Genomic DNA, 25559 nt, shown 5'->3' with positions numbered 1-25559 from the left:
GTAAACGTTGCACTGTTTTATTCATCACGTAAACTGGTTACGGGATTGGCGATTGCCGTTTTGAACGTTTGCACACTCAATAGTAAAACGGCTAATAAAACCATAGCCATCCCGCTAAGTAGAAACACCCACCAATCCATAGGGGTCTTATAAGCAAAATTCTCAAGCCATTGGTGGACAGCCCACCAAGCGAGGGGAGATGCAATAAGACAAGCAAGTATGATGAGCTTAAGGAAATCTTTTGCTAATAACGTGATAAGTTGAGCAACAGATGCTCCCAGCACCTTGCGGATCCCCACTTCTTTTGTCCGATTGCTTGTCGTGTAAAGCACTAACCCTACCAGTCCTAAACAACTTATTAAAATAGCCAAGCCGGTTGCCCAGTTTAACAAGGATGCAGTAGCCTGTTCTTTTTCGTAGAATTTCCTGATATTGTCTTCTATAAATTCATAATTGAATTCTTCTCCGGGATAGCTTTCCTTAAAAAGCGTTTCGATATGGGCAATCGTTTTCTGCCAATCCGCTCCGGGTTGGCCGGATGAAAGTTTTATGTGGAAAATATCACCTTGGCGATTTTGAAAGATAACAGGCGCTAATTTGGCGCGCAAATTTTGCGTATGGAAGTTTTTCATAACGCCTACAATTGGAACCTCTTTGTCGTTATATGTGACAAATTGACCTAAGGCCTCTTCCGGACGCTGAAAACCGACTTCTTTCGTGAATTGTTCATTGACTACCAGCTCTGTTAAGGAATCATGGGCGATTGCATTTCGCCCCGCAATGATTGGTATATTATATAGATTAAGGAAATCATCGTCTCCCCATCGAATTTGAACATTGGGCTTGAGCTCTTCTTTTCCGTTAAAATAGGTAAGATTGGCAAAGGCCCCGCCCTCGGTAGCTGGAGTAAGAAAGCCGTTACTAACAGCATGGATGCCCGAAATTGCTTGCAAGCGTTGCTTTAATTGCATTCGATGGGTCTCAACAGTGTCTCTTGGTGTTTTAAAGGTAAGAATAGCCTCTTTTTCAAAGCCCATATCGGCATGAAGCACAAAATAGATTTGTTTACTGATCATCAGAGTAGCTATGACAAAAAATTGGGCAATGATAAATTGGGATACCGTTAAACTCTTTCGTAAAAGAGCTTGCCTTGTCTGGCCGAGGCTCGGAAGTTGCTGGTTCTTCAATACCTGTACCGGATTGTAGTTCGACAGGACAAAAGCAGGGTATAACCCGGCAAGGATACTTACTAATAGAATGATCAGGATGAGGGAAAACAACATGCTTGTATTACCGAGGAAAGAAAAGGTAAGACCATTTGGGATAAATATCGAAAAAGCATGGAGTAGAAAAGGGGTAATGATAATAGAAACCAGGGTTGCAAGTGTTGTTAGGAAAAGGGTCTCTCCTAAGAATTGAGTGATGAGTTGCCTTTTATCACCACCGACCGACTTTCTGATGCCAACTTCTTTGGCACGTGCTGATGCTTGTGCTGTGCTGAGGTTGATATAGTTGATGCATCCCAGTAGCAATAGGAAGACAGCAATGGCAATTAAACCGTATAAGGTTGGTTTATGAGCGATTCGGATATCCATTCCTTGATAACGTGCGTCAAAATGTATCGTTGATAGGGGTTGTAGCGTAAGTTGAATTTTAGAAAAAAATTGATCTTTTTTTGAATGCCTGGCTAATAGGGTGTTTAATCCTTGCTCAACCTGAGTAGCTTGTGCCTGGGGTGATATTTTCACTAATAGATTGGAATATCCCATCCAGTCGTCCCAAACATTTAACATAAGGTCTTCTTGTAGTGAAGTTGCGTTCAGTGTGGAGAGTGAAATAAATTCTTGGCTTTGGAAATCGGTAACTTTTTTAAGATCTTCAACAATGCCGCTCACGCTTACTTCGATATCTCGATATTTTAGGATGCTTCCCGGTATTTCCTGTAGACTTTTTTTGGGGAAATAGCGTGCTGCTCTGCTGCGGGTAAGTACGACTTGAAAGGGTTGTGTCAATGCAGAAGCGGAATTACCGGCCAACCATTCGTAGCCTAAAAGCTGTATATAGTTTGTGTTCGTAAAAATAACTCGCGCTTGCTGCTTAAAAACTTTTTGACCGATATTATCCGATTTAACTGTCACATCTGCTTTGGCATCACCTGGAAAGCTGAAAATGGGAATCACCTGTTCGATACCGGTGATTGCTTCTTGAGCGGTATGGGCTAAGGGTGCCGGTACCGATGCACTATGCATCTCGAATCCATTTCGCTTCATATCCAATACAATTCGATAGATCCGCTCCTTATCATTCTGGAATTGATCAAAACTGAATTCGTATTGAACAATCATAGCAATGATTAAAGAAGAGCTGATCCCTATTGCTAAGCCAATTATATTGACCAAAGAGAAAAGTTTGTTTCTCCATAAATTCCGACAAGTCGAAATAAAATAGTTTTTCAGCATGGTGTTTGTTTTTAAGGTATTTCAGCTATTCATCAAATAACCGATCACGAATAACCAACCTATTCGTTGCGCAAAGATTCAACCGGATTGGTCAATGCCGCTCGTATAGTTTGCGATCCAATAACGATTAAAGCAATACCAACGGCAATGCTTCCTGCTAGTACAAAAATTCCAATACTGATGGTGGTTTGATATTCGAAATCATCCAGCCATTTATCCATTAAAAACCACATCATCGGTGATGCAATAAGCAGTGCAATCAATACCAGTTTTAAGAAATCAAGAGATAGCAACTTTACAATGACCGAAACATTGGCTCCTAAAACTTTTCGTATACCAATTTCGCGATATCGCTGGGCAGTATGGTAGGATACTAAACCTAGCAAGCCTAGACAAGAAATAAAAATAGCGAGCATGGCAAAGTTGAAGAACAGGTTGCCAAAACGATTTTCTGAACGATATTGACGATCAAAAAACTCGTCTGCAAAAAAATAATCGAATGGACGGTTGGGAATGATTTCCTGCCATTTTTTTTCAATTGATTTTAAGGCATTGTTAATGTGTTTACCATCGATTTTGAGCGAGACCATACCTCCTCCATTTCCTTGACCGTATCGCATGCTGAGGGGTTCTATTTTCGACTGCAGGGATTTAAAATGAAAGTCTTTGATGACACCAATGATCTTCCCTTCGCTTCCCCATTGGGAGTACTTTTTACCAATGGCCTCTGTTGGGTTTGCATAACCAAAGAGTTTAACGGCACTTTCGTTCAAAATCATCGCTTGCGCTGTATCCGTCCCAAAATCGGGTGAAAAGGTACGGCCGGCTACCAGTTCAATTTTATAAAGTGGAAGGTAATTATAATCCACGAAATAGACCGGGAGGTTTGCAATCTGCATATCCCCCTGCTTATTCTCTATTTCTGAATAGGCAACGGGGTTTTCGCCTCCAGGAACCGCACCCGAAACAGCGCTAGCTAATACACCGGAAATGCTGGTAACCGCATCTTTTAAAATCCGGCTCTTGGCATCTCCGTTTGTTTGCAGAATCAATACCTGTTCTTTGTTGAAGCCCAGATTTTGATTTCGCATATAGGCAAGCTGACGATTTACAATCAAGGTGCCGGCAATGAGCGCAATAGATACCACAAATTGTACGACGACTAAGGTTTTCCTTAATAATAGCCCTTTTGTATTGGACGAAAATTTGCCTTTTAGTACCGTTACGGGCTTAAAAGAGGATAATACGAGTGCAGGATAAATGCCGGCAAGTAATCCGATGAAACAGGCCAATAAGAACAAAACAAGGATATAGAGAGGATGTAGAAATATACCACCACTAATTTCTTTGCCGGCAAGAAAATTAAAATAAGGGATCAGTCCTAAACAGAGCAAAAGAGAAATCACAAAAGCGAGTAGACAGATCAATATAGATTCACTGATAAATTGCCGGGTAATCTGGATGCGGTAAGCACCCACTACCTTTCTAATACCTACTTCTTTTGCCCTTTCTACTGCCCTTGCTGTCGAAAGATTAATAAAATTAATACATGCAATAAGCAGAATGAACAACGCTACAATGGCAAAGACATATACATTGTTGATATTGCCGTTTTCAAAACCCCCTCGTTTCGAATGCAGATACACCTCTTTTAGAGGTTCTAAAAATAGGCTATAATGCATCTTCATTTGATCCATTTCTTTGCCGACACGCTCAGTCAAAAAGGCAGGAAATTTAGTGGTTAATAAGGACGCATTGGTGTTGGGTTTGAGAAGTAAATAAGAGGTAAAACCAAAATTTCCCCATTGCTCATCAAATTTGAAATCAGCCATTTTGATCAAGGTGACCATAGAAATAAAGACATCCCCTTTAAATTGAGAGTTTTCAGGAATGTCTTTCATGACACCTGTAACTTTACTATTAAAACTGTCATCAGTTAATAGTAAACTTTTACCTATCGGGTTTTCCTTTCCAAAATATTTTTTTGCTGCCGACTCGGACAAAACCACACTGAACGGTTCTTTTAATGCTGTTTCAGGGTTTCCTGCAATTAATGGAAAATCAAAAAGTTGGAAAAGTGAAGAGTCTGCGAAGAATAAACTGCTTTCTTGATATTTGATATTGTCTTTTCGTATGAGCAAGCTATTGGGCAGTAAACGCACAAAATTTTCTATCTCTGGAAGATCCCGTGCGGCATACATCGCCATGGGGCCTGAAGTAATATTGGCATTGATGGTTTCTGTTGGTGTTTTGATATCACATACTAAGCGATAAATGCGATCGGTTTTTCGATGATACCGATCATAGCTCCGTTCGAAATTGACATAGAGCGCAATGAGGAAGCAGGCAGTCATTCCGACGGCCAAACCAAGAACATTGATGATGGAAAAGGCCTTGGTTTTCCAAATATTGCGCCATGCGATCTTTATGTAGTTCTTTATCATAGTTATGGTTGATGTGTTGTGCGTCGCAAGTAGAGCTTTCGCTTACAATTGGTAACGCAAACGGTAATTAATCTACTCCGTACGAATCGCTTTTATCGGATTGTTTTTCGCAGCTTTTATGGCCTTGCTATAAACAGTAAGTAGCGCAATCGTAGCTACTAGCGAACCTGCACCTATAAAAATCCATAAAGAAATAGCTGTATGATAAGCATAGTTGTCTAACCATCGACTCATCAGCCAATAGGCTAAAGGAAATGCGATGATAATCGAAAGACTAACCAGTGCAATCAAATTTTTAGAAACGAGTAGTACAATATCGGATATTGTGGCTCCCAATGTTTTGCGAATCCCAATCTCTTTTACTTTAGACTCTGTCGTGATGGTAGCCAATCCGAATAAACCCAGGCAAGAAAGCAAGATCGCTATACATGCAAAAATATGCAGCAGTCGACCCGCTCGAATATCGCTTTTGTAAAGCTTTTCAAATCGCGCATCTAGAAATTCATACTGAAACTCATAGGCTGAATTATATTGTTTCCACAGTCTTTGTATTGAAGCAATCGCTTCGCCTGTTTTACCGGGGCTTGCTTTAACGTACATACCTCCAAGGGCCCAACCCGCATCCGCAAATAAAATACAAGGACCGATTTGTTCCCGAAGATTATGGAAATGAAAATCTTTAACCACACCAATGATGGTTCTGGGGCTGTTTCGAAAGCTGATCGTTTGCCCAACCGGATCCTTTAATCCCATTTCACGAACGGCTGTTTGATTTAGCAATATGTAGTTGGAGTCTGCGGGTCTACCGGTAAAGCTTTTTCCTTCCTGTAAGGATAGGCCTAGAACATCCAGGAACTTATGGTCTATTACTATATTATTGACCATAAACTGGGCATCCTTTGTCGATTTACCAGGCCAGTCGATGTCACCGGTACTGCTGCCAATATCATTGATGATCGAGCTGGCCGACGTGATACCCTTTATACTTGGATCACGTTCTAACTCAGTACGAATAGACTCAAAATGATTGAGAAAGTTGATCTGTGGAAAAACAAAGACATTTTCCTGTTGATAGCCCATATCTTTTTGCTGAATATAGGTCATCTGCTTACTTATGATAATCGTAGCAATGATTAAGATAACCGCGCTGGTAAATTGTACAATAACAAGCGATCGCCTCAGCCAATTATCTTGGTTCAATCCAATAATGATCCCTTTCAGCGCTTGAGCGGGCTTAAATGCAGATAAGGTGATGGCAGGATAGATGCCGGCTAATAATAGGGTAGCTGTGAACGTGCCTATAAAGATAAACCAAATACGGAAATCACGGATATCGAACGTGAGTTCCTTTCCGGATAATTCGTTATAATAGGGAATCGACAAGTAACTAAGGAGGCATGCAAGAATCGTGGCGATCATAAATAGCGTACAAGATTCAATAATAAATTGAAAGAAAAGATGCGAACGATTTGCTCCAATGACTTTCCTTACACTCACTTCTTTACCGCGCTGTGCCGAACGAGCTGTAACAAGGTTGAGATAATTAATACAGGCGATGAATAAAATGAGAAATGCGATTATGGAAAAAATTCGAACCTGTTGAGCCCCGGCATCTGTTCCATCGCCATTGTAGAGATGAATTTTTTCTATCGGTTGTAGAAAATAAACAAGCTTCTTATAAAGTTCATCTCCTCGTTGTTGTTGCTGTAACTTAATGAGCTGAGATTCGATTTTTTGTGGATCTATACCCTTCTTCAATAAAAAATAAGTGCGAAACGAAAAATGACCCCAATCGGTATCATTCTCTTTAAATCGTTTCTTCAGTAAGTTGAATGGGATGAAGAAATCCGTCTGTATAGATGAGTTACTTGGCAGATCTTCCATGACGCCTGTTACCAAAAAGGGCTGCTTGCCTTCTTTTAACAAAGGGTCAATGCTGACAAGAATTTGCTTTCCGACAGCCTCTGTCCGGCCAAAGTATTTTTTTGCCAGACTTGCGGATATGATGATGGAATTGTCATTCGGAAATGGGTGTCTGTTATCGCCCTGCAACATCTTAAAATCAAAAAGACGAAACAAGGAAGAGTCGGCATACTGCCCACTTTCGCTGAACTTCTCGTCTTGGCTGGGTAGAAGGATAACCGCTTCACTATTTGAAAAACGACAAGCTTCTTCGATACCGGGAATACGTGATTTTGCATATGTGGCCAAGGGAGGGGGAGATTGTGGAAATACATTGTTAGACTGGATGTCAAAGGTAGTGGAAACTCGATAAAGACGATCGCTTTTACTGTGCATACGATCGAAACTCCATTCATCCCATATCCATAAACTAATTAAAATAACAGCCGTTAAGCTAATAGATAAGCCAATAATATTGATAAGCGCATAGGCTTTGTAATGGAATAGGTTTCGAAATGCAGTTTTAAGATAGTTCTTGATCATCGTGATGAGTTATGCATTGCAAGGATGGTTTTCGCTCACAACCGGTAACGAATTTACTCCGTTCGAATCGCCTTGATCGGGTTGTTTTTTGCTGCTTTTAACGCCTGTCCACAAATAGTAAGTCCGGCAATGAGAAAAGCAATTGACCCGGCGACAAGGAACACCCAAACTCGAACATCGGTTCGGTAAACATAGTTATCCAGCCACTTATTCATCAGCCACCAAGCGATGGGAAAGGAAAGAATAAAGGATATAGCTACCAGCTTCATAAAATCTTTAGAGATTAATAGAATAATATGATTTACACTGGCCCCTAAGGTCTTGCGAATACCGATTTCTTTAACCTTCGTCTCAGCGGTATAGGTTACCAAGCCAAACAAACCAAGACAGGAAAGCAGAATGGCTATACCGGCAAATAGATTGAATAAACGCCCTGCTCGCATGTCGCTTTTATATATATTGTCAAACGATTCATCCATAAATTGGTAGTTAAAATCATAATCGGCATTGTATTCTTTCCATAACGTCTTTACGCTTGCCAGTGCTTTGGAAGCGTCTTTTCCCGTCGTCTTAATATACATGGTGTTCCATCCCCAATTGGGATCTATAAAGAGAATACAGGGTTCTATTGCTGTTTTCATATCTTTAAAATGAAAATCTTTCAAAATGCCAACAATGGTGCCTGGTTTATCATGAAAGGTGATCGATTTTCCAATCGGATCCGTTAATTTCATCTGTTTAACGGCCAATTCATTGAGAATATAATGTGCACTATCCGCCGGTGTGCCGGTAAAGCCTTCGCCGGAGGTAAATTGCAAGTTCATTACTTTTGTAAAATTTTGATCTACAGATAATTGATTAATGATGAAGGAGCTCATATTTGCCGGTTTTCCCTCCCATTCAAGATCACCTGTAGAGCTAAACAAATTTAAAATCGATTGTGTTGATGTTGTCACACCCAAAATACCAGGTTCTCCTTCTAATTGTTGACGAATCGCGTCGTAATTCTTTTTAAAATTAAAGGTGTTGAATGTGAAGACATTTTCACGTGTATATCCAAGATCCATCTTACGGATATATTGAAGTTGCCGGCTAATGATTAAGGTGGCAATAATCAAGACAACGGAACAAGTGAACTGAATAACAACGAGTACTTGGCGAAAGGTGCTGTTTTTTCCAAAACGTGGCAGAATGCCTTTTAGTGCCAAGGCCGGATTGAATGACGAAAGCATCAGTGCGGGATACACGCCAGCTAGTACTAAAATTACAAAAAGTGTCGTTCCAAAAATAGTCCAAACACGATGGTTAAGTAAACTGAACAGCATTTCTTTACCTGAAATGCTGTTATACAGTGGCATTAAAAGAAAACTTAATCCGATTGAAAGCACAACAGCAAATAGGAATACTAAAAAAGATTCAGTTATAAATTGTGAAAATAAATGTTTTTTGTTTGCCCCAACTACTTTCCGAACGCTAACTTCTTTGCTCCGTCTACTTGACCTCGCGGTAACTAAATTAACATAATTAATACACGCAATTACTAGGATGATAAAAGCCACAAAGGTGAAAATTTTTACTTGCTTCATACCTTGCTCACTGCCGTCTGAAGCATACAAGTGGTATTTAGAAAGTGGCTGCAGTAAATAGTTTAAATCTTTCCAAAAATCTGATTGTTGATTTTTGCGATGAATATCAGCTAGTTGCTTGCCAACAGAAATAGGGTCACTACCGGCCTTTAGCAGAAAGTAAGTTTGATAATTAAAGTTTCCCCAATCAGTGTTCAACGGGTTGGATTCCCTGTTTTCCGCTAATATATCGAAAGGCAAGAGCATCTGATACTGAAGACTGGAATTTGCGGGCATATCGGCCATTATGCCCGTTACTTTATAAGGATTACCATCCTTTACTTGCAGTACTTTGCCAATAGGGTTTTCATGACCAAAATATTTTTTCGCCGTACTTTCACTGATGATAATGGAACGGTTATCAGGGAACGGTTGTTTTTTATCTCCTTCGATTAACTTAAAATCAAATAATTGAAAGAAGCTGTTGTCAACATAGATCGGAGCGTCATTGAACTTCTTGTCTTTATAGAGCCATAGCTGATTATCGTGAAATGAAGATATGCGACATGCATTTTCAATGGCGGGAACTTCGTTTTTTCCGAAGACAGCAAGTGGAGCGGATGTAGTGCCCCATAGTTGGTCTTTGCTTTTTCCGATGGCGGCCGCAACGTAATAAATCCGATCTTTTTTGCTATGCATTTGATCAAAGCTCAGCTCATCCCATACCCATAGAAGGAGGAAGGTGGCAGCAGTTAAACTAATGCTCAACCCGACTACATTGAGTGCCGTATAAAGCTTACTCTTTACCAAGCTCCGAAAAGCGCTTTTAAAGTAATTTTTTAACATAGCTTCTAACGTTGAAAGTTGTACCTATCGAAAACTTATTAATAATACCTACAACGTAAAACTTATCACAGCTTAACTTCCTACTGTTGACATGACCACTTGCCCGTCTAACATCCGAATAATACGGTCGCTATAACGTGCGTCATGCTCACTGTGTGTTACCATGACGATGGTCGTACCCTGTTCATTTAATTCGGTAAGCAATTGCATGACCTCATTACCATTGTTTGAATCCAGGTTACCCGTAGGCTCATCCGCAAGGATCAGTTTTGGATTGTTTACGACAGCGCGCGCAACCGCAACCCGTTGTTGCTGTCCCCCTGAAAGCTGCTGAGGAAAGTGGTTACGGCGATGCATAATTTGTACTTTTTCCAGGACTTCTTCTACCCGTTTTTTACGTTCGGCGGCCGGCACTTTGGTATAAATAAGCGGGAGCTCCACATTTTCAAAAACAGTTAGCTCGTCAATCAAGTTAAAACTCTGAAAGACAAAACCAATATTGTGTTTACGTAAATCCGAGCGTTTTCGCTCATTAAAATGCGCGACCTCTATATCATTGAACTTGTAACTACCCTCGTCTAGATCATCTAAAAGACCAATAATATTCAATAAGGTAGATTTTCCACATCCTGAGGGGCCCATAACAGCCACAAATTCACCTTTCTCAACCTCAATACTCAGGTTGTTGAGTGCTACCGTTTCTACCTCTTCTGTGCGGTAGAACTTTTGAAGTTCAGTTATTTTGATCATGTTTTTATTAGCTATGGCAGTTCTTTCACTTGCTAAAAGGCAGATAACTGCATTATTTTAATATTTCTTGCGTATTTAATTATTTCACAACGAGTTCTTGTACCTTATCGTAGGTTTCGTAGCTGGAAGTTACAACCTTTTCTCCTGGTTTCAAGCCTTGAATAACTTCGTAGTAATCAGGGTTTTGCCTTCCTAATTGTACATCTGCTCGATAAGCCGTTTTACCATCGGCAGTTAGCTTGAATACCCAGTTGCCCCCTGTTTGCTGATAAAACCCGCCTTTAGGTAATAGGACCGCTTTCGTTTCATCACTTAAAGCCAAGCGTATTTGTAAGGTTTGGCCACGTCTTATTCCTTTAGGTGTTTCTCCATCAAATTCCATGTCTACCTGAAATCTTCCATTGGCAACTTGCGTGTATACCTTTTTTACCCTTAATTTATAGGTCTTGCCCGATAAGGTAAACTCACCATCTAGATCAGGATAAATACGTGAGATATAATGTTCATCAATATCGGCTTTTACTTTGAAACCACTTAACACGTCTAGCTGTCCAAATCGGTCGCCGGGATTTTTCTTTTGACCTATTTCTGCATCAAAAGCCGTAAGCTGACCGTCTATTGGTGCCCTTACAATTAAGTCACCCACTTTACGACGCATTAGATCCAAAGCACTTCGTGTACGTTCGTAGGTTTCACGGCTCTCTTTTAATGACTGTTGTGTACGTATGGAGTCGGTATGTAAGTTTTCTCTGCTTAGTTTCATTCGCTCAACCTGATAGGTATATTCGTTCCGTGCTTTCTCAAACTCTTGGCGACCTATTGCCTTTTGGTCATATAAATGTTTCTTCAAGTTGTACTCGCGTGTAGCTTCCTTAAATCCATTCTCTACCTCTGCCATTTGGTTACGGGTTGAAATAGAGGCCTGTTGAGCATTGGTCTGAGAAATTTGAGACTGTGTGAGTAGGTTAAGTACCTGCGTCTCTTGATTAACCAAGCTCAACTCCAGATCTGTATTTGATAATCGCATAATTGGATCCCCTTTTTTCATAAGTGCACCGTCCTCCACAAACTTTTCTTCAACACGGCCACCTTCGGAGGCATCTAGGTAAATCGTACTAATGGGCATTACCATACCATTCACGGGTATAAACTCCCTAAATGGTCCTTCTGTAACTTCAGATATAGTAATTCTTTCTGCATCAACATTTAATTTTGATTTTCCCGATGTGAAGTAATAGCTAGAGAAAATTAAGGCACCAATGCCCACGATCCCCACAACGGTTGCAATCCGTTTATTATTCCATTTCTTTTTTGGTAGTGCTCTGTCCATTTTTGTTCGTTATACGGCAATAAAATATGCTTTTTGCTCGCATAATAACCATATAAGCTTGTGCCATAAAAATAGGCTGCTAATAATCAGCTTCTTACGTTTTTTTGGGTTTTGGTACTGTTCGATATCGTACACTTTATGTGCGCTTGCGTACAGCGTACAAAATACGATTTACAGCACTTTTTCTGATTATCAGCCTTTTAATAATAATGGTATAGTTATATCTTTACAAGACAGAGCGATTAGCTGCTAGGACATGGTCTTTAGTTAGCATTGACTAAAGTTGCTGCCTAATAGCTAATATCCCTAATAACTAATCGCTAAAAACTAAATGCTAACATGAAACACGCCCGAATACTCATTATTGACGATGATCCTGATGTATTAACCGCAGTTAAATTGCTGTTAAAAAGAGAAGTCAGTGAAGTAATTGCAGATAAAAATCCAGAGAATATTCCTGCAATCTTGTCGAGACAGCCCATCGACCTGGTGTTACTTGATATGAACTTTAAAAGTGCCATTAATACAGGCAATGAAGGATTGTATTGGTTAAATCGCATTAAATCACTTCGGCCGGATTTGCCGGTCATTATGATCACGGCATATGGTGCCATTGATTTGGCCGTTACCTCGTTAAAACAAGGTGCTACTGATTTTATTGTAAAGCCATGGCAAAACGAGCATCTTTTGCAGGTAATTGGCGATATTCTGAACAAAAAATCGGGTAAAAAGAAATCAGAAACCCCTCAGGCAACAAATAGCGACCTTATTGGTGAGTCGGAAGTGATGAAAAATCTTATGCATAAAATTACAAAAATTGCACCAACTGACGCCAATATTCTTATACTAGGCGAAAATGGTACAGGGAAGGATGTAATTGCCGATATGATTCACCGGGCGTCTCGTAGGGTGTTGATGCCCTATGTAAAAGTTGATGTTGGGGCCTTAACAGACACTTTATTTGAAAGTGAGCTTTTTGGTCATAAAAAGGGAGCCTTCACAGATGCACGGGAAGATCGGGTTGGACGGTTTGAGGCTGCTGATAAAGGTACCTTATTTTTAGATGAAATCGGAAATATCTCCTTACAGCAACAAGCAAAATTATTGAGTGTACTTCAAAATAGACAGGTCATTCCCTTGGGAAGCAATGCGCCGATAGCAGTGGATATCCGCTTGCTTTGTGCTACTAATGTACCCTTAACGGCATTAGCGAATGAAAGTCGTTTTCGAAAGGATCTAATCTATCGAATTAACACAGTGGAAGTGCAGGTGCCTCCCTTGCGTGAGCGAGGGAATGATATATTGCTCCTGGCCCGTCACTTTATGAAAAAATATGCATCAAAATATGCGAAACAAGTTCCTGACTTGGACAAACGTGCTGAGGATAAATTACTAAATTATCATTATCCCGGAAATGTCCGTGAATTGCAGTATAGTGTCGAACGCGCTATTATCATGACAGATGGGGAAGTGCTATGTGCCGAGGATATTATATTCTCTCCCATTGAGCAGGCGAATAGTCAATCGAAGCTGGAACAGGATGACTATAATTTAAGCGAAATGGAAAAGAATGCCATTATGAAGGTGATTGAAAAACATAATGGGAATATAAGTAAGGCATCTCAGGAGTTGGGATTAACACGTACCGCTCTTTATAGAAGATTAAGCAAGTATAATATCTAATGAACCGTTTACGGCTATTAATCACGGTCAGGGCGTTTTTACTTTTCCTCACCATAGGCCTTCTATGCTGGTTGCTGCTAACGGGCTATTATCTTTATGCACTCCTTGTTCTGCCGATCGCCTTATGGATGCTGAGTTTGAATTTTCGCTCTCAAATGCGAGCCTATCGCGAATTGGATGAATTTGCGGAGGCAGCCCGATATCGCGACTTTACTCGGTTTTTTCCACTGCAAAATGCCGGACCCGAAATACGACCACTTAGAGGAGCTTTTAATGAGATAAATGGCGTATTTAAAAAAATAAGCAGTGAACGTGAAACGCAATATCAATACCTGCAGACTATTTTGGAAGTTGTGAATACGGCCATCCTTTCCTATGATGAGCAAACAGGAAAAGTTGTTTGGATGAATGAGGCCTTCAAAGAACTGTTCAACATTCCTTATATTTCCCAAATTGACGGCTTGAATAAACGTAATCCTGATTTATACAATAAAGTGCTGGAAATGTCTACGGGTAAAGCTGACGTGTTTACCGTGCCTACGCCAAAGGGCGTATTGAAACTCCAATTTTCTACCAGTAGTTTTCAAACACCTGATGGACATTACCGATTGTTGGCTTTTCAGAATATCAATGAAGCATTAGACGAAACGGAATCGAAGGCCTGGCAAAAACTGCTAAGCGTTTTGACGCATGAGATTATGAATTCAATTGCCCCTATATCTTCGCTTGCAGATACGTTGAAAAATCGATTGGAAACTTTGCCAAACAGCGAGGAACTTGATGATATTCGCTTGGGTACAGAAACTATTAAACGAAGAAGTGAAGGCCTATTGAAATTTGCAAGTACTTACCGAAGCCTCAATAAGATTGCGCAACCTGAATTGACAACAGTCTATGCTGCTGATATGTTCGAAAACCTCTACCAACTGATGGAACCTTCGCTCATCCAGAAAAATATTGAATTGGATATCATTTTAAAAGATCCAATTCTACAATTGTCTTTAGACATCAACTTAATAGAACAGGTACTTATCAACCTATTGCTAAATGCAATGGAAGCAGTAAAGGACGCGGATAAACCTTATATTAGCCTTTCTGCGTTGGCCAATAATAGTGGTCCACAGATTAAAATAACAGATAATGGAAGGGGAATACCCAAAGATTTGCTGGAAAGTATTTTTATTCCTTTCTTTACCACCCGTAAAAGTGGGAGTGGTGTTGGTTTGACGCTCAGCAAACAAATTATGCTTATGCACAAAGGAAATATAAGTGTCCACTCAGAAGAAGGGAAGGGAAGTGTGTTTACATTACAATTTTAAAAAAGCTATCAGGGATTAATCGTTAGCCATTGTGGTTACTACTAATAACTAACGGCTTACCAGTTAATAAAGATGAAAATACTCATGGTTTGTTTGGGCAATATTTGTCGATCTCCTTTGGCCCACGGAATATTAGCTCATTTGATCGAAGAAAATGGGTTAAACTGGGAAGTCGATTCTGCAGGGACAGGGAATTGGCATCTTGGAGAATGTCCTGATGGACGGTCTATAGCAGTCGCAAAAAAGTATGGAGTCGATATCAGTGAACAAAGGGCCAGGCAATTTAATAAAGCCGATTTCGATCACTACGATCGGATTTTTGTAATGGATCGGAACAATCTGCGAGATGTATTGGCGATGGCCCGCTCAACGGGCGACCGTGCCAAAGTGAGCCTCTTTTTGGTAAATGATATTGTACCGGATCCTTACTACGATAATAATTTGTTTGATCCGGTGTATCAACTTATTGCAGCTCGATGCGAAATCTTGATGAAGGAATTAGCTGTTTAGTTTTCTAAGGCAACAAGTCGATCTCCCTTTAAAACCGGAATAGTTTGCAAGAGGTCAATTTGTAGGCAAAAGTCAATATCTTTTTGAATACCTAAACCTTGTAGTCTTTTACTGTGTGCGCTTTGAGCCAAGAAATCAGAAAGATTGCTTGCTGCTGTTAAGTATAGACTTTCAGCAGCAATAGCGGCATCATCCCCTTTTTGATGACTTTCATTCAGTTTATTGATGATGGCACCGGCAAAAAGGGTGTCTTCTAAGTTAAAATTATCCTTCCATCCAGCGCACACCAATAGAATAGGATCACTTTGCTGCCCTAACCAGTTGCAAAGTGCTGTAAGATTTAAAAAAGATCCAATGACCACTTGTTTTGCCTCTCTAGATAAATGGATGGCCTTGGTTCCATTGGTTGTTGTTAGGACGATCGTTCTATCTTTGACTTTCTCCTTCACATAAGAAAAAGGAGAATTGCCGAAATCGAAACCGTCAACAACTTCTCCATTCCGTTCGGCAGCAAGTAAGTATCCGTGATCTTTATAAATAGCACATGTAGATACTTCGGCTACAGGGATAATTCCTTCAGCTCCATTAGCCAATCCGTAACACATAGAAGTGGTGGCCCTGAAAATATCGATCACAACAACAATGCTATTTCGAATGTCATGTAGATGAATGAGTGCAGGGCTCAAACAAACATTTATCTCTTTAGTCTGATCAAGCAAAATATAATTCTTTTGGTATGACGTTATTTTAAGCCGTTGATAACAGCTTATTTAATAAAAGGAGGCTTACTTACAACTGCCTTTACCTTTTTATCTCTGATTTTGACGTAGATTTCAATTCCTTCTTTACTGAATTCCTTCTTTACATAACCTAAGCCGATCGATTTTTGAAGCGTCGGAGATTGCGTACCGGAAGTAACATGTCCAATGTGTTGATCGTTTTCGTTAACAAGTTCATATCCATGTCTTGGGATGCCCCGTTCAAGCATTTCGAATCCAACCAACTTACGCTGTATGCCTTCTTCTTTTTGCTTCTTCAAATTTTCTGCATTTACAAAGTCTTTCGTAAACTTGGTTACCCAGCCTAGACCAGCCTCCAATGGAGAAGTGGTGTCGTCGATGTCATTTCCATATAAGCAGAAGCCCATTTCAAGTCGAAGCGTATCACGTGCTCCGAGTCCGATGGGCTTAATGCCGAATGGTTCGCCTGCCTTCATAACTGCTTCCCACACATCCTTTGCATGTTCATTTTCGACATAGATTTCGAATCCACCAGCTCCTGTATAACCAGTAGCGGATACCAATACATTGTCAATACCGGCAAATACACCCTTTTTAAAAGTATAATATTCCATTTCTCCTAGGTCCAGGCTGGTTAGACTTTGTAAAGCCTCCGTTGCTTTTGGACCTTGTACCGCAAATAATGATGTTCTGTCAGAGATGTCTTTCATTTCAACGCCATAGCTATTGAATTTGGAAATCCAATCCCAATCCTTTTGTATATTGGAGGCGTTGACTACCAATAAAAAGGTGGTGGCATCTATACGGTAAACAAGAAAATCGTCAATAATACCACCCGTTTCGTTAGGCATGCAAGCATATTGAATCTTTCCATCGTATAGCTTTGAAGCGTCATTGGAACTTATTTTCTGTACCAGATCCACGGCCTTTTCTCCCTTCAATATAAACTCTCCCATATGGCTTACATCAAACACGCCAACACCCTTACGAACCGTTTCATGTTCATCGTTGATACCTGTATATTGTACAGGCATGTTATAACCTGCAAAAGGCACCATCTTCGCACCAAGTGCTATGTGTAAATCCGTTAGAGCGGTAGTTTTCATATCAAAAAAATAAAAGGTTCAAAATGCTGCGCAAACTTAGGCAAAATATGGATTAGATAAAAGAAAGACTTAATTGCGGATCTGTTATCCTGAAGGTTTTACGGTGATGAGGTGTTAAGCCGTATTTCAAAACCGCGTCTCGATGTCTTTTGGTAGGATAACCTTTGTTTTTTAGCCAGTCATACTCAGGATGTTCATGGGCTAAGTTGTCCATATAATCATCGCGGTATGTTTTTGCTAAAATAGAGGCTGCGGCGATTGAAAGATATTTTCCATCTCCTTTTACAACACATTGATGAGGAACGTTTTGGTATTTCTTGAAGCGGTTACCGTCCACCAAAATGTATTCAGCCTGCATTTGTAAGGCATCTAGGGCACGATGCATGGCCAAAAACGAGGCGTTCAATATATTGATCTGATCAATCTCTTCGGCACTGGCGCTGGCAACGGAAAAAGCAAGTGCTTCCGCCTCTATCATTTCCCTTAAATCGTAACGCAGGGCTGCAGATAGTATTTTGGAATCATTTAATATGTCGTGCTTAAATGTAGAAGAAAAAATGACCGCCGCGGCAAAAACCGGACCTGCTAAGCATCCTCTTCCTGCTTCATCACATCCAGCTTCGATAAATTCATCTTGAAAAGTAGACAATAGCATTTTATAATACGATATGGATCGAATTTGAATGAAACAAAGATAGAAATATTTTTTAGCTATGAAGTGTTAGCGGTTAATTGTTCAGGGATTGCGCTTTTGAAAAAGGAACTTTTTTTGTCTCTTTCTTCCGCAGACCACGATGAGCTTGAATGCCATAAAAAACGAACAAGTAATGAAAAAAGTAACTAAAATCGACCGTAGGGAGTTCATGAGCACCAAAATGGACAAAACGCGAATAAACTCATCGCTTGGAACTTTGCTGCAAGAGCTCGTAAAAACGTTCTTTTAATATGAACACCATAGCATATGGCAAAAACGAAATCCCTGATTATAGCTAAATACTATATATTTTTTATGTTACAATTAAACCAAAAAAAAACGAGTTAGTCAAAAAGCTTTGTCATAAGAAAGGAGATGAAATTTCACAAGGTAAGCCGATTAATTTTTATTAGCCTATTACTAAGTACATATGTTGCATATGGACAAAAAAGGAAATCCATCGCACCTGCAAGGATTGATTTTAAGTCGAATATTCATGTGGATGGTGATTTGTCAGAATGGGGAGACAGTTTACGCTACTATTACGATAAACAAGAGCTTCAGTACGAGATTGCAAATGACGAAAGACAGCTCTATATAGGAATGCGTGTGAGGAATGGCAGTTGGCAGATGCAAGCCTTACATCAGGGGTTTAGCTTTCTTGTGAATAAAGAAGGAAAGAAAAAAGAAGGAGCATCGATTCTATTTCCGGTTCCCGATCGCGAATCGTTGAGAAGCTTGACGACCGGGGATGAGGATGAAAAGCCTGCGGATATGCGTAAGGGAATTTTAAATGCGGTAAGAGCCCTCTTTATTTATGGCATGGCGGATATCGTAGATGGACCAATCTCCTTAAAAAATAATTACGGCATCAAAGCAGCAGTAAAAATCGACAGCGCAGATGCCTTGTGTTATGAAGCTGTTATTCCTTTTGAGCGACTTGGTTTGATTTTGGATAAGAGCGGCGAAGTCGCACTTAACATAAAGATAAATGGTGTCATTATGCAGAACGTGGAGAATGCACGGCCTGTCGGGCGATCTGGCTATGGAGGATATGGATACAACGGTGCACAACCCAGTAGAAAAGCAGCGAGGCAAGAACCCTGCGAATGGATCGTTTTGCCACTTGCTAAACCAAAGTGATATAATCAAATTAATACCAAAAGATAACGATTAAAACAAAATGCGCTACAAAAAAATCAACCTGTTGATTAGAAGTTTCCTTCTTTCTTTTTTCTTTGGATTAAGCCTTCTTTCTGTTAAGGCGCAAACACAATCGGGTAAAGTAGTAAATGGTGTATTAAGAGATAGTACAGGACTTAGTGTAATAGCAGCATCTGTTAAGTTGATGTCTCCTCAGGATACACTTCAGGCAAGTAGTGACGTTGATGGAAAGTTTTCCTTCAAAAATGTGAAAGCAACAAGTTTTAACTTATTGATCACGAGTCTCGGTTTCAGACCCCTCAGCAAAAGCTTTACCTTCAATGGTCAAAACGCGCTTGAATTAGCACCACTAGTTATGTCATTTGAGTCCCAACTATTAGACGTAGTCAATGTAACGGGCGGCACTTTAGTAACAATGAAGGAAGATACCATTGAGTATAATGCGAAGGACTATCGTGTGCGGCCGAATGCTATGACGGAGGAACTCATAAAAAAGCTGGATGGCGTAGAAGTAGATAAAGATGGAAATGTACAGGCACAAGGGGAAAGTGTAGCAAGAGTTAGAATTAATGGGAAAGATTTTTTTGGAGGCGATGTGAAAACAGCAACCAAAAATTTACCGGCTGACATAATTGAGAAGATTCAGATTGTCGACGATTATGGTGATCAGGCTAATTTAACGGGGAATAGGACAGGGGAGCCCGAGAAGGTGTTGAACATAACGATTGCGGAAGAGAATAACAATGGTAACTTTGGGCAATTCGGTGCCGGTATGGGAACCAAACCGGATGGAGATGACGGATATCGTTACCAGCTAGGCGGTATGTATAATTCGTTCACGGGATCGCGCCAATTTTCTGTGTTGGTTAATGCGAATAATAACAACAATCAAGCCTTTGACTTCAATGCAAGAGGGGGAGGAGCCAGAAGGATGCCCGGCGGGGGTGGGAGAAGAATGGGAGGCGGTTTCGGCGGCCCCGGTGGCTTTGGTGGAGGAAGTAATGGATTGACAGACTCTTATTCGGCCGGATTCAATTATCGAAAGGACTTTAATGACAAGTGGACAACGTATGGCAATTACAGCTATAATCACAGTGATAACAGCGTAATGAGCACGAATTCTATTCAGGATTTTTTCGTTGATACGACAATCTTAAGAAGTACAAACGCAACGAGCAACGCTATCAGTAATAATCATCGTTTCGATTGGAATGTGGAATATAAACCGAATAATCAATTATTTCTAAAACTCTCTCCCACATTGAGTATAGGAAATAACAATAGTAGTAGTTACGAACTGACGAATCAGCAAATAAATGGTATTTTGTCAAACAAAATTGAAAATATAAATAATGATAAGTCCTTTACACCCAATTTTGGGGGGAGTGGGTTGTTAAATTATAAAATAAATGACCGTGGACGGAATGTTTTCTTTAACTTTTCCTTAAATTCGGCTAAAACAGACCAAGATTTAGACAGAATTATCAACAATATTACCTTTAGTAATGATCTAGATAGTGCGCGCATCTATCAAAGACAATTAGTCGATCTAAACAATAAAGGATTAAACGGGGGGACTTCTCTCTCTTATATCGAGCCGCTCACAGATAAAAGCAATCTGGAATTTACGTATGATTTTAATTTCGCGAACTACGATAATGATCGGCAAGCAAATTCGATGGATTTAGCAGGTAATAGTATACCCAATCCTTCCTTAAGTAATTTTTATGAGTATACTTTTTCCACTCATCGTGCGGGTGTGACGTATCGTTATAGAACGGACAAGTTTGTTTATCAATTAGGTGCTACCGTTTTACCTACCCGATTAACTGGCCACACCAACTTGGCCGGACAAGATTTGTCTTTTGGAAGAAATGGATTTTATTTTGTTCCGGTGGCTCGCTTCGAATATAAAGCTTCTAGAACTCGTTCCTTGAATGTGGAATACAGAGGGAATGCAAGTGAACCGACCTTTTCTCAGTTGCAACCGATAACGGATGTTTCTAATCCAAATTTTCCGACAACAGGTAATCCCAATTTGGCTGCTGAGTTTAATCATACCTTAAACTTACGCTATCGCAATTTCGATTTTAAATCCGGTAATATTTTCTTCGCTGTGTTGAATGCAAATGTTACTCAAGATAAAATCACAACAAATCGTATCACCACGGTGGATGATAGTCTAGGAGTGGTGCAAGAAACGCAGTATTTGAATACCAGTGGGAACTATAACGCCCGTGGTTTTTACCATTATGCAAAACCTTTTAATAATCGTAAATACGTGGTATCTCTTCGGGGCTCAGCGAATTTTAATAATAATATCTCTTATGCAAACTCAGTTGAGAACGAAGCCAAAAACTGGGTGTTGAATCAGGGGCTCAACGTACAGATAAATCCGAAGGATTGGTTGGAAATCAGACCTGGAGTAGATTTTACCTACAATACCACAAAAAATAGCCTGCAGGACCGAAGCAACCAGAATATCACGACTTGGGCAGCTTCCCTGTACGGCAATATTTATATTACCCCCACCTTACTATGGAATTTCGATGTAGCAAAGACGAGTAACAATGGTTATGAAGGTAATGTGCAAGCAAACCCCTTGATCATTAATACCTTTTTAGAGAAACAGTTCTTTAAAAATAAAAATGGCATGTTACGACTGCAAGCTTTCGATTTGCTAAACGAGCAGGTGAATATCTCCAGATTGGTTACGGAAAATAGAATTTCGGATAGCAGGTCCAATCGCTTGGCACGCTACTTTATGTTATCTTTTACGTATCGTTTCCAAAAGTTTGCGGGGCGGTCTGGAGCAATGCCGGATGATAGCGGTCCGGGGCGTTGGGAAAGAGGCGATCGGCCGATGGGCGAAAGGGGTGGAAGACCTGGCGGATTTTAATATCCCCGCATTTTTGTCTATGTTTGTCCACCACAATGGATCATCAAATCATTCATTTATCTAATGGTATCCGTGTACTGTTAAAACCTGCGGATACCGTTGTATCTCATGCTTGTATTTTAATCAATGCAGGAACACGAGATGAGCTTTCAGAACAATACGGAATGGCTCATTTTGTGGAGCATCTATTGTTTAAACGCACGGAAAGACGAAGTACCAATCAGATTTTGAATCACCTTGAATCAGTGGGAGCAGATCTCAATGCCTATACGACAAAAGAGTATACCTGTGTACATGCGTCTTTTCTAAAGGACCATCTACCACGCGTACTGGATCTTTTCGAAGATATTATTTTCCATTCAGTATTCCCTGAATCGGAGATGGAAAAGGAAAAAAGTGTCATTCTTGACGAAATAGCTTCTTATCAGGATAGTCCTGAAGATTCGATTGCAGATGATTTCGAAGATTTATTATTTGATCGACATGCGCTGGGTCATAATATTTTGGGAACCAGCGAATCTCTTAAAGGGATAACACGACAAAGTGTCTTTCAATTTCTCAAAGAAAATTATTGTACTGATCAAATTGTTTTAGCAATAACGGGAAACTATGACTGGAAGAAAGTGCAGCGCTTAGCAGAATCTATCCTGGCAAAGATTCCTGCAAACCTATCAAAGCGAGTAAGAAACATGGATGTCCACTATCATCCTGTTCGAAAGGAAGTTGCAAAACCGATCGCTCAAACACATGTTAGTATTGGGAATATAGCTTATTCTTTACATGATGATCGCAAAATCGGTCTGATGGTGCTGAATAATCTTTTAGGGGGAATGGGTATGAGCTCTAGATTAAACCTTCAAATTCGCGAAAAGTACGGAATAGCCTACACAATCGAGTCAAACTATACCCCCTTTACAGATACCGGTATGTTTTCCATTTATTATGGAACCGATGCCGATAAGGCGGATCGTGCCCGAAAATTGGTCAATAAAGAGCTTAAAAAGTTGCGAGATGCCAAGCTGGGAAGCTTACAGCTGCATCAGGCGAAACAAAAATTTATCGGTCAGATTGCATTAGGAGAGGAGAATCGGATGGGCGTACTTATCTCGATGGCGAAAAATTTACTAGACTACGACAAGGTGAACACGCTCGAAGAAGTTGTGGAGCAAATAAAGAAAGTTAACGCAGAAGAGCTGCTCGCAATTTCAAATGAAATATTTGATGAGTCCCAACTTAGTCAGCTAGATTTTATTCCTGAGCAGGAATAAATAAAGAGTCGGACTTTTAATTTTTATTTTTTAATTTTTACTTTGCAAAATGAAATTACCAATAATAGCATACGGAGATCCGGTACTAAAGCGCAAAGCCACTGATATAGATAAAAATTATCCTGAATTGGATATGCTAATCGCGAATTTGTTCGATACAATGTATGCTGCACACGGTGTTGGTATCGCCGCACCACAAGTAGGACTTTCTATTCGACTGTTTGTGGTGGATGCATCTCCTTTCGCAGAGGATGATGCGCCTGAATTGAAAGATTTCAAAAAGGTATTCATCAACGCTTCTATTGAAGAAGAAGAAGGAGAAAAGTGGGAATTTAATGAGGGTTGCTTAAGTATTCCTGATATCAGAGAAGATGTTAGCCGGCATGCAACGATACATATTAGGTACTTTGACGAAAATTGGGTAGAGCATCGTGAAAAATACGATGGACTTGCCGCCAGGGTTATTCAACATGAGTATGACCATATCGAAGGCAAACTGTTTACGGATAGGTTAAGCGTATTGCGCAAAGCGATGCTTAAGTCCAAACTTGACGCGATTTCCAAAGGCCAGGTGAAAGTGGATTATAAAATGAAGTTTCCTGCACAAAAAAAGAAACGGTAAACCGTTACCCGCCTACGATGGGTAATGACAGTTTATAACGCACGGAAATTATCCGGATAATAAATATAAGCGAGGCGCTGATAAAGGCGTTCAGATTCTCATTGACACCAAAACCTGCCAGTACAATAAAGGAGATGGCTCCAGATAGACAAGCAGTAGCATAAATCTCCCTGCGAAATATAAGGGGTGTTTCGTTCATTAACGTGTCACGTGTTACGCCACCCATAACTGCAGAAAACATACCTAATACAACAGCGGCAATCTCGCTGCTATCTGCTGCAAGTGATTTTTGTAAGCCAACAATGGTGAAAAAACTGATACCTAACGCATCGAACATAAATAAGGTTCTTCTTATTTTGCCCAGATAGCGATGTGTGGTTGTCGCGATAATTACGCCTATCAAAATTGCTAATAGATAGTTCCGGTCATCTACCCATACTGGTCTGGTGTTCAGGAAAATATCTCGCAAACTACCACCACCGATAGCAGTCACAAAGCCGGTGAAAGCGGCGCCGAAAATATCTATTTTATGATCGGCCGCGGCCATCGCTCCCGAAATAGCAAAAACTAAAGCGCCGATTAAGTCTATCTGATACAGTAAGTCCACACAGGCTATATTTGATTATCACTAAACTAAGATTTAAATGCTAAGCTTGCAATAGCTGATAATAGCTTTTTGCAGAAATAAATTGTGCGCCCATGGATTTAAGGTGCTCACTTTCAATTTGGCAATCTATTAACTCAAATTGATCGGATAAGCAAAGTGCAGTTAACGCTAGTTTACTCGTATTGGGAACCAATGAAAACATACTTTCACCACAAAATACGTGATTTCTTTTTCCGCAGACAACACCATATAGTCCTCCAAGCAACTGTTCTGCTTCCCAAACTTCTACCGACATAGCAAAGCCTTCTTGGTGTAATTTGATATAGGCTTTTTGCATCTCTTCCGTAATCCATGTGCCTTGTTGCCCTTTCCTTGGGACGGAAGAACAGTGGTGAATTACTTGTGCAAAGGCTTTATTGTAAGTAATATGATACTTGTTGGTTCGCATCTCTTTGCGCATGCTTTTGCTGATTTTCAAATCTTGTGGAAACAATACAAAACGGTTAGGAGGGGCATACCATAATATGGGTGTGCTTTCATCATACCAAGGAAAAATCCCTTGCGCGTAAGCACATCGAAGTCGTTCTGTCTGAAGATCACCACCGATTGCGAGTAAGCCATCCTCCTCAGCTAAGGAGGGGGATGGAAACCAATAATCGTCTTCGTTAAGCTGAAAAAGCATTCATATTGAATAAAAACCAATAATTGCAGATTGTGCCTGATTAGTCTTCTTGCCTCGGCTCTTTACTGATTTTTTCAAAAAGTTTGTCCATGCGTTCCACATACTCATTTGTATCATCAACGAAAAACTCTAAGTGAGGTACAATACGCGCCTGATTCTTGATGCGACTACCTAATTTATACCTGATCTCGCCCGCATGACTTTTTATATTGGCAATCGTTTCTTGTACGTTCTTTGCGTTAAGGAAGCTCAGATAAATACGGGCAATGGCTAAGTCTGGTGTAACCCTAACACGTGTAACGGTCACCAGTGTATCAGGAGCCCATACCATCCCTTCTCGCTGAAATATGTCGGCTAAATCCTGTTGGATTACACTAGCAAAGCGTTGTTGTCTTTTACTCTCTGTTGATCCCATGTTTCAATTAC

At 40.2% G+C, this 25559-nt stretch carries 19 protein-coding genes; 7 read left to right on the top strand and 12 right to left on the bottom strand.

Going from position 1 to position 25559, the window contains the following annotated elements:
* Positions 1-17: 17 nt before the first annotated feature.
* The 6 genes from RYH73_RS02870 to RYH73_RS02845 all read right to left on the bottom strand — a co-directional run bounded on the left by RYH73_RS02870 (position 18) and on the right by RYH73_RS02845 (position 11839).
* Positions 18-2459, bottom strand: coding sequence for an ABC transporter permease (locus RYH73_RS02870; RefSeq protein WP_335311752.1), 2442 nt, complete (start codon positions 2457-2459; stop codon positions 18-20).
* Between the two features lie 59 nt (positions 2460-2518).
* A complete protein-coding gene (locus RYH73_RS02865) occupies positions 2519-4903 on the bottom strand; it encodes an ABC transporter permease (protein WP_335311751.1) in 2385 nt (794 codons plus the stop codon).
* Between the two features lie 72 nt (positions 4904-4975).
* A complete protein-coding gene (locus RYH73_RS02860; RefSeq protein ID WP_335311750.1) occupies positions 4976-7348 on the bottom strand; it encodes an ABC transporter permease in 2373 nt (790 codons plus the stop codon).
* Positions 7349-7401: 53 nt separating this feature from the next.
* The gene (locus RYH73_RS02855) at positions 7402-9759 is read right to left on the bottom strand and encodes an ABC transporter permease (protein WP_335311749.1); all 2358 of its coding nucleotides are present in this window, start codon (positions 9757-9759) and stop codon (positions 7402-7404) included.
* A 72-nt stretch (positions 9760-9831) separates the two neighbouring features.
* Positions 9832-10509 (bottom strand): ABC transporter ATP-binding protein, encoded by a 678-nt coding sequence (locus RYH73_RS02850; protein ID WP_335311748.1) that lies wholly within the window; start codon positions 10507-10509, stop codon positions 9832-9834.
* A 79-nt stretch (positions 10510-10588) separates the two neighbouring features.
* A complete protein-coding gene (locus RYH73_RS02845) occupies positions 10589-11839 on the bottom strand; it encodes an efflux RND transporter periplasmic adaptor subunit (protein ID WP_335311747.1) in 1251 nt (416 codons plus the stop codon).
* Between the two features lie 339 nt (positions 11840-12178).
* Here RYH73_RS02845 and RYH73_RS02840 point away from each other — a divergent pair, with 339 nt between their 5' ends.
* The 3 genes from RYH73_RS02840 (at position 12179) to RYH73_RS02830 (ending at position 15351) form a co-directional block, all read left to right on the top strand.
* Positions 12179-13522 (top strand): sigma-54-dependent transcriptional regulator, encoded by a 1344-nt coding sequence (locus RYH73_RS02840; RefSeq protein ID WP_335311746.1) that lies wholly within the window; start codon positions 12179-12181, stop codon positions 13520-13522.
* Positions 13522-14841 (top strand): sensor histidine kinase, encoded by a 1320-nt coding sequence (locus RYH73_RS02835; protein WP_335311744.1) that lies wholly within the window; start codon positions 13522-13524, stop codon positions 14839-14841. The genes RYH73_RS02840 and RYH73_RS02835 overlap by 1 nt, the downstream gene beginning before the upstream one ends.
* A 72-nt stretch (positions 14842-14913) precedes the next feature.
* A complete protein-coding gene (locus RYH73_RS02830; protein ID WP_335311743.1) occupies positions 14914-15351 on the top strand; it encodes a low molecular weight protein-tyrosine-phosphatase in 438 nt (145 codons plus the stop codon).
* Here the strand turns inward: RYH73_RS02830 and RYH73_RS02825 are convergent.
* From RYH73_RS02825 to RYH73_RS02815, 3 genes are read right to left on the bottom strand one after another with little or no spacing between them, the layout of a single operon-like run.
* A complete protein-coding gene (locus tag RYH73_RS02825) occupies positions 15348-16070 on the bottom strand; it encodes a 2-phosphosulfolactate phosphatase (protein ID WP_335311742.1) in 723 nt (240 codons plus the stop codon). The two genes, RYH73_RS02830 and RYH73_RS02825, sit on opposite strands and share 4 nt — an antisense overlap.
* Before the next feature lie 47 nt (positions 16071-16117).
* Entirely contained in the window at positions 16118-17197 is a 1080-nt protein-coding gene (gene gcvT / locus RYH73_RS02820) for a glycine cleavage system aminomethyltransferase GcvT (RefSeq protein ID WP_335311741.1), read from the bottom strand.
* Between the two features lie 52 nt (positions 17198-17249).
* Positions 17250-17852: a ribonuclease HII gene (locus RYH73_RS02815; RefSeq protein ID WP_335311740.1), complete on the bottom strand. Its 603-nt coding sequence runs from the start codon at positions 17850-17852 to the stop codon at positions 17250-17252.
* 414 nt (positions 17853-18266) lie between these two features.
* Here RYH73_RS02815 and RYH73_RS02810 point away from each other — a divergent pair, with 414 nt between their 5' ends.
* The 4 genes from RYH73_RS02810 to def are packed head-to-tail and all read left to right on the top strand — an operon-like array spanning position 18267 to position 23844.
* Positions 18267-19034 carry a hypothetical protein gene (locus RYH73_RS02810; protein WP_335311739.1) on the top strand — a complete coding sequence of 256 codons (768 nt, stop codon included), beginning with the start codon at positions 18267-18269 and terminating at the stop codon, positions 19032-19034.
* A 40-nt stretch (positions 19035-19074) separates the two neighbouring features.
* A complete protein-coding gene (locus RYH73_RS02805; protein ID WP_335311738.1) occupies positions 19075-21954 on the top strand; it encodes an outer membrane beta-barrel protein in 2880 nt (959 codons plus the stop codon).
* A 35-nt stretch (positions 21955-21989) separates the two neighbouring features.
* Entirely contained in the window at positions 21990-23222 is a 1233-nt protein-coding gene (locus RYH73_RS02800; protein ID WP_335311737.1) for a M16 family metallopeptidase, read from the top strand.
* A gap of 49 nt (positions 23223-23271) precedes the next feature.
* Positions 23272-23844 (top strand): peptide deformylase, encoded by a 573-nt coding sequence (gene def, locus RYH73_RS02795; RefSeq protein WP_335311736.1) that lies wholly within the window; start codon positions 23272-23274, stop codon positions 23842-23844.
* A gap of 4 nt (positions 23845-23848) precedes the next feature.
* Here the strand turns inward: def and RYH73_RS02790 are convergent, their stop codons facing one another.
* From RYH73_RS02790 to rbfA, 3 genes are read right to left on the bottom strand one after another with little or no spacing between them, the layout of a single operon-like run.
* Positions 23849-24451 (bottom strand): trimeric intracellular cation channel family protein, encoded by a 603-nt coding sequence (locus RYH73_RS02790; protein ID WP_335311735.1) that lies wholly within the window; start codon positions 24449-24451, stop codon positions 23849-23851.
* Between the two features lie 40 nt (positions 24452-24491).
* A complete protein-coding gene (gene aat, locus RYH73_RS02785; protein WP_335311734.1) occupies positions 24492-25133 on the bottom strand; it encodes a leucyl/phenylalanyl-tRNA--protein transferase in 642 nt (213 codons plus the stop codon).
* A gap of 40 nt (positions 25134-25173) precedes the next feature.
* On the bottom strand, positions 25174-25548 hold the full coding sequence (gene rbfA / locus RYH73_RS02780; protein WP_335311733.1) for a 30S ribosome-binding factor RbfA: 375 nt from the start codon (positions 25546-25548) through the stop codon (positions 25174-25176).
* Positions 25549-25559 lie beyond the last annotated feature (11 nt).

The sequence above is a fragment of the Olivibacter sp. CPCC 100613 genome (assembly GCF_036959255.1).
Classification (GTDB): Bacteria; Bacteroidota; Bacteroidia; order Sphingobacteriales; family Sphingobacteriaceae; genus Olivibacter.
This window is presented reverse-complemented; position numbering and strand designations above follow the sequence as displayed.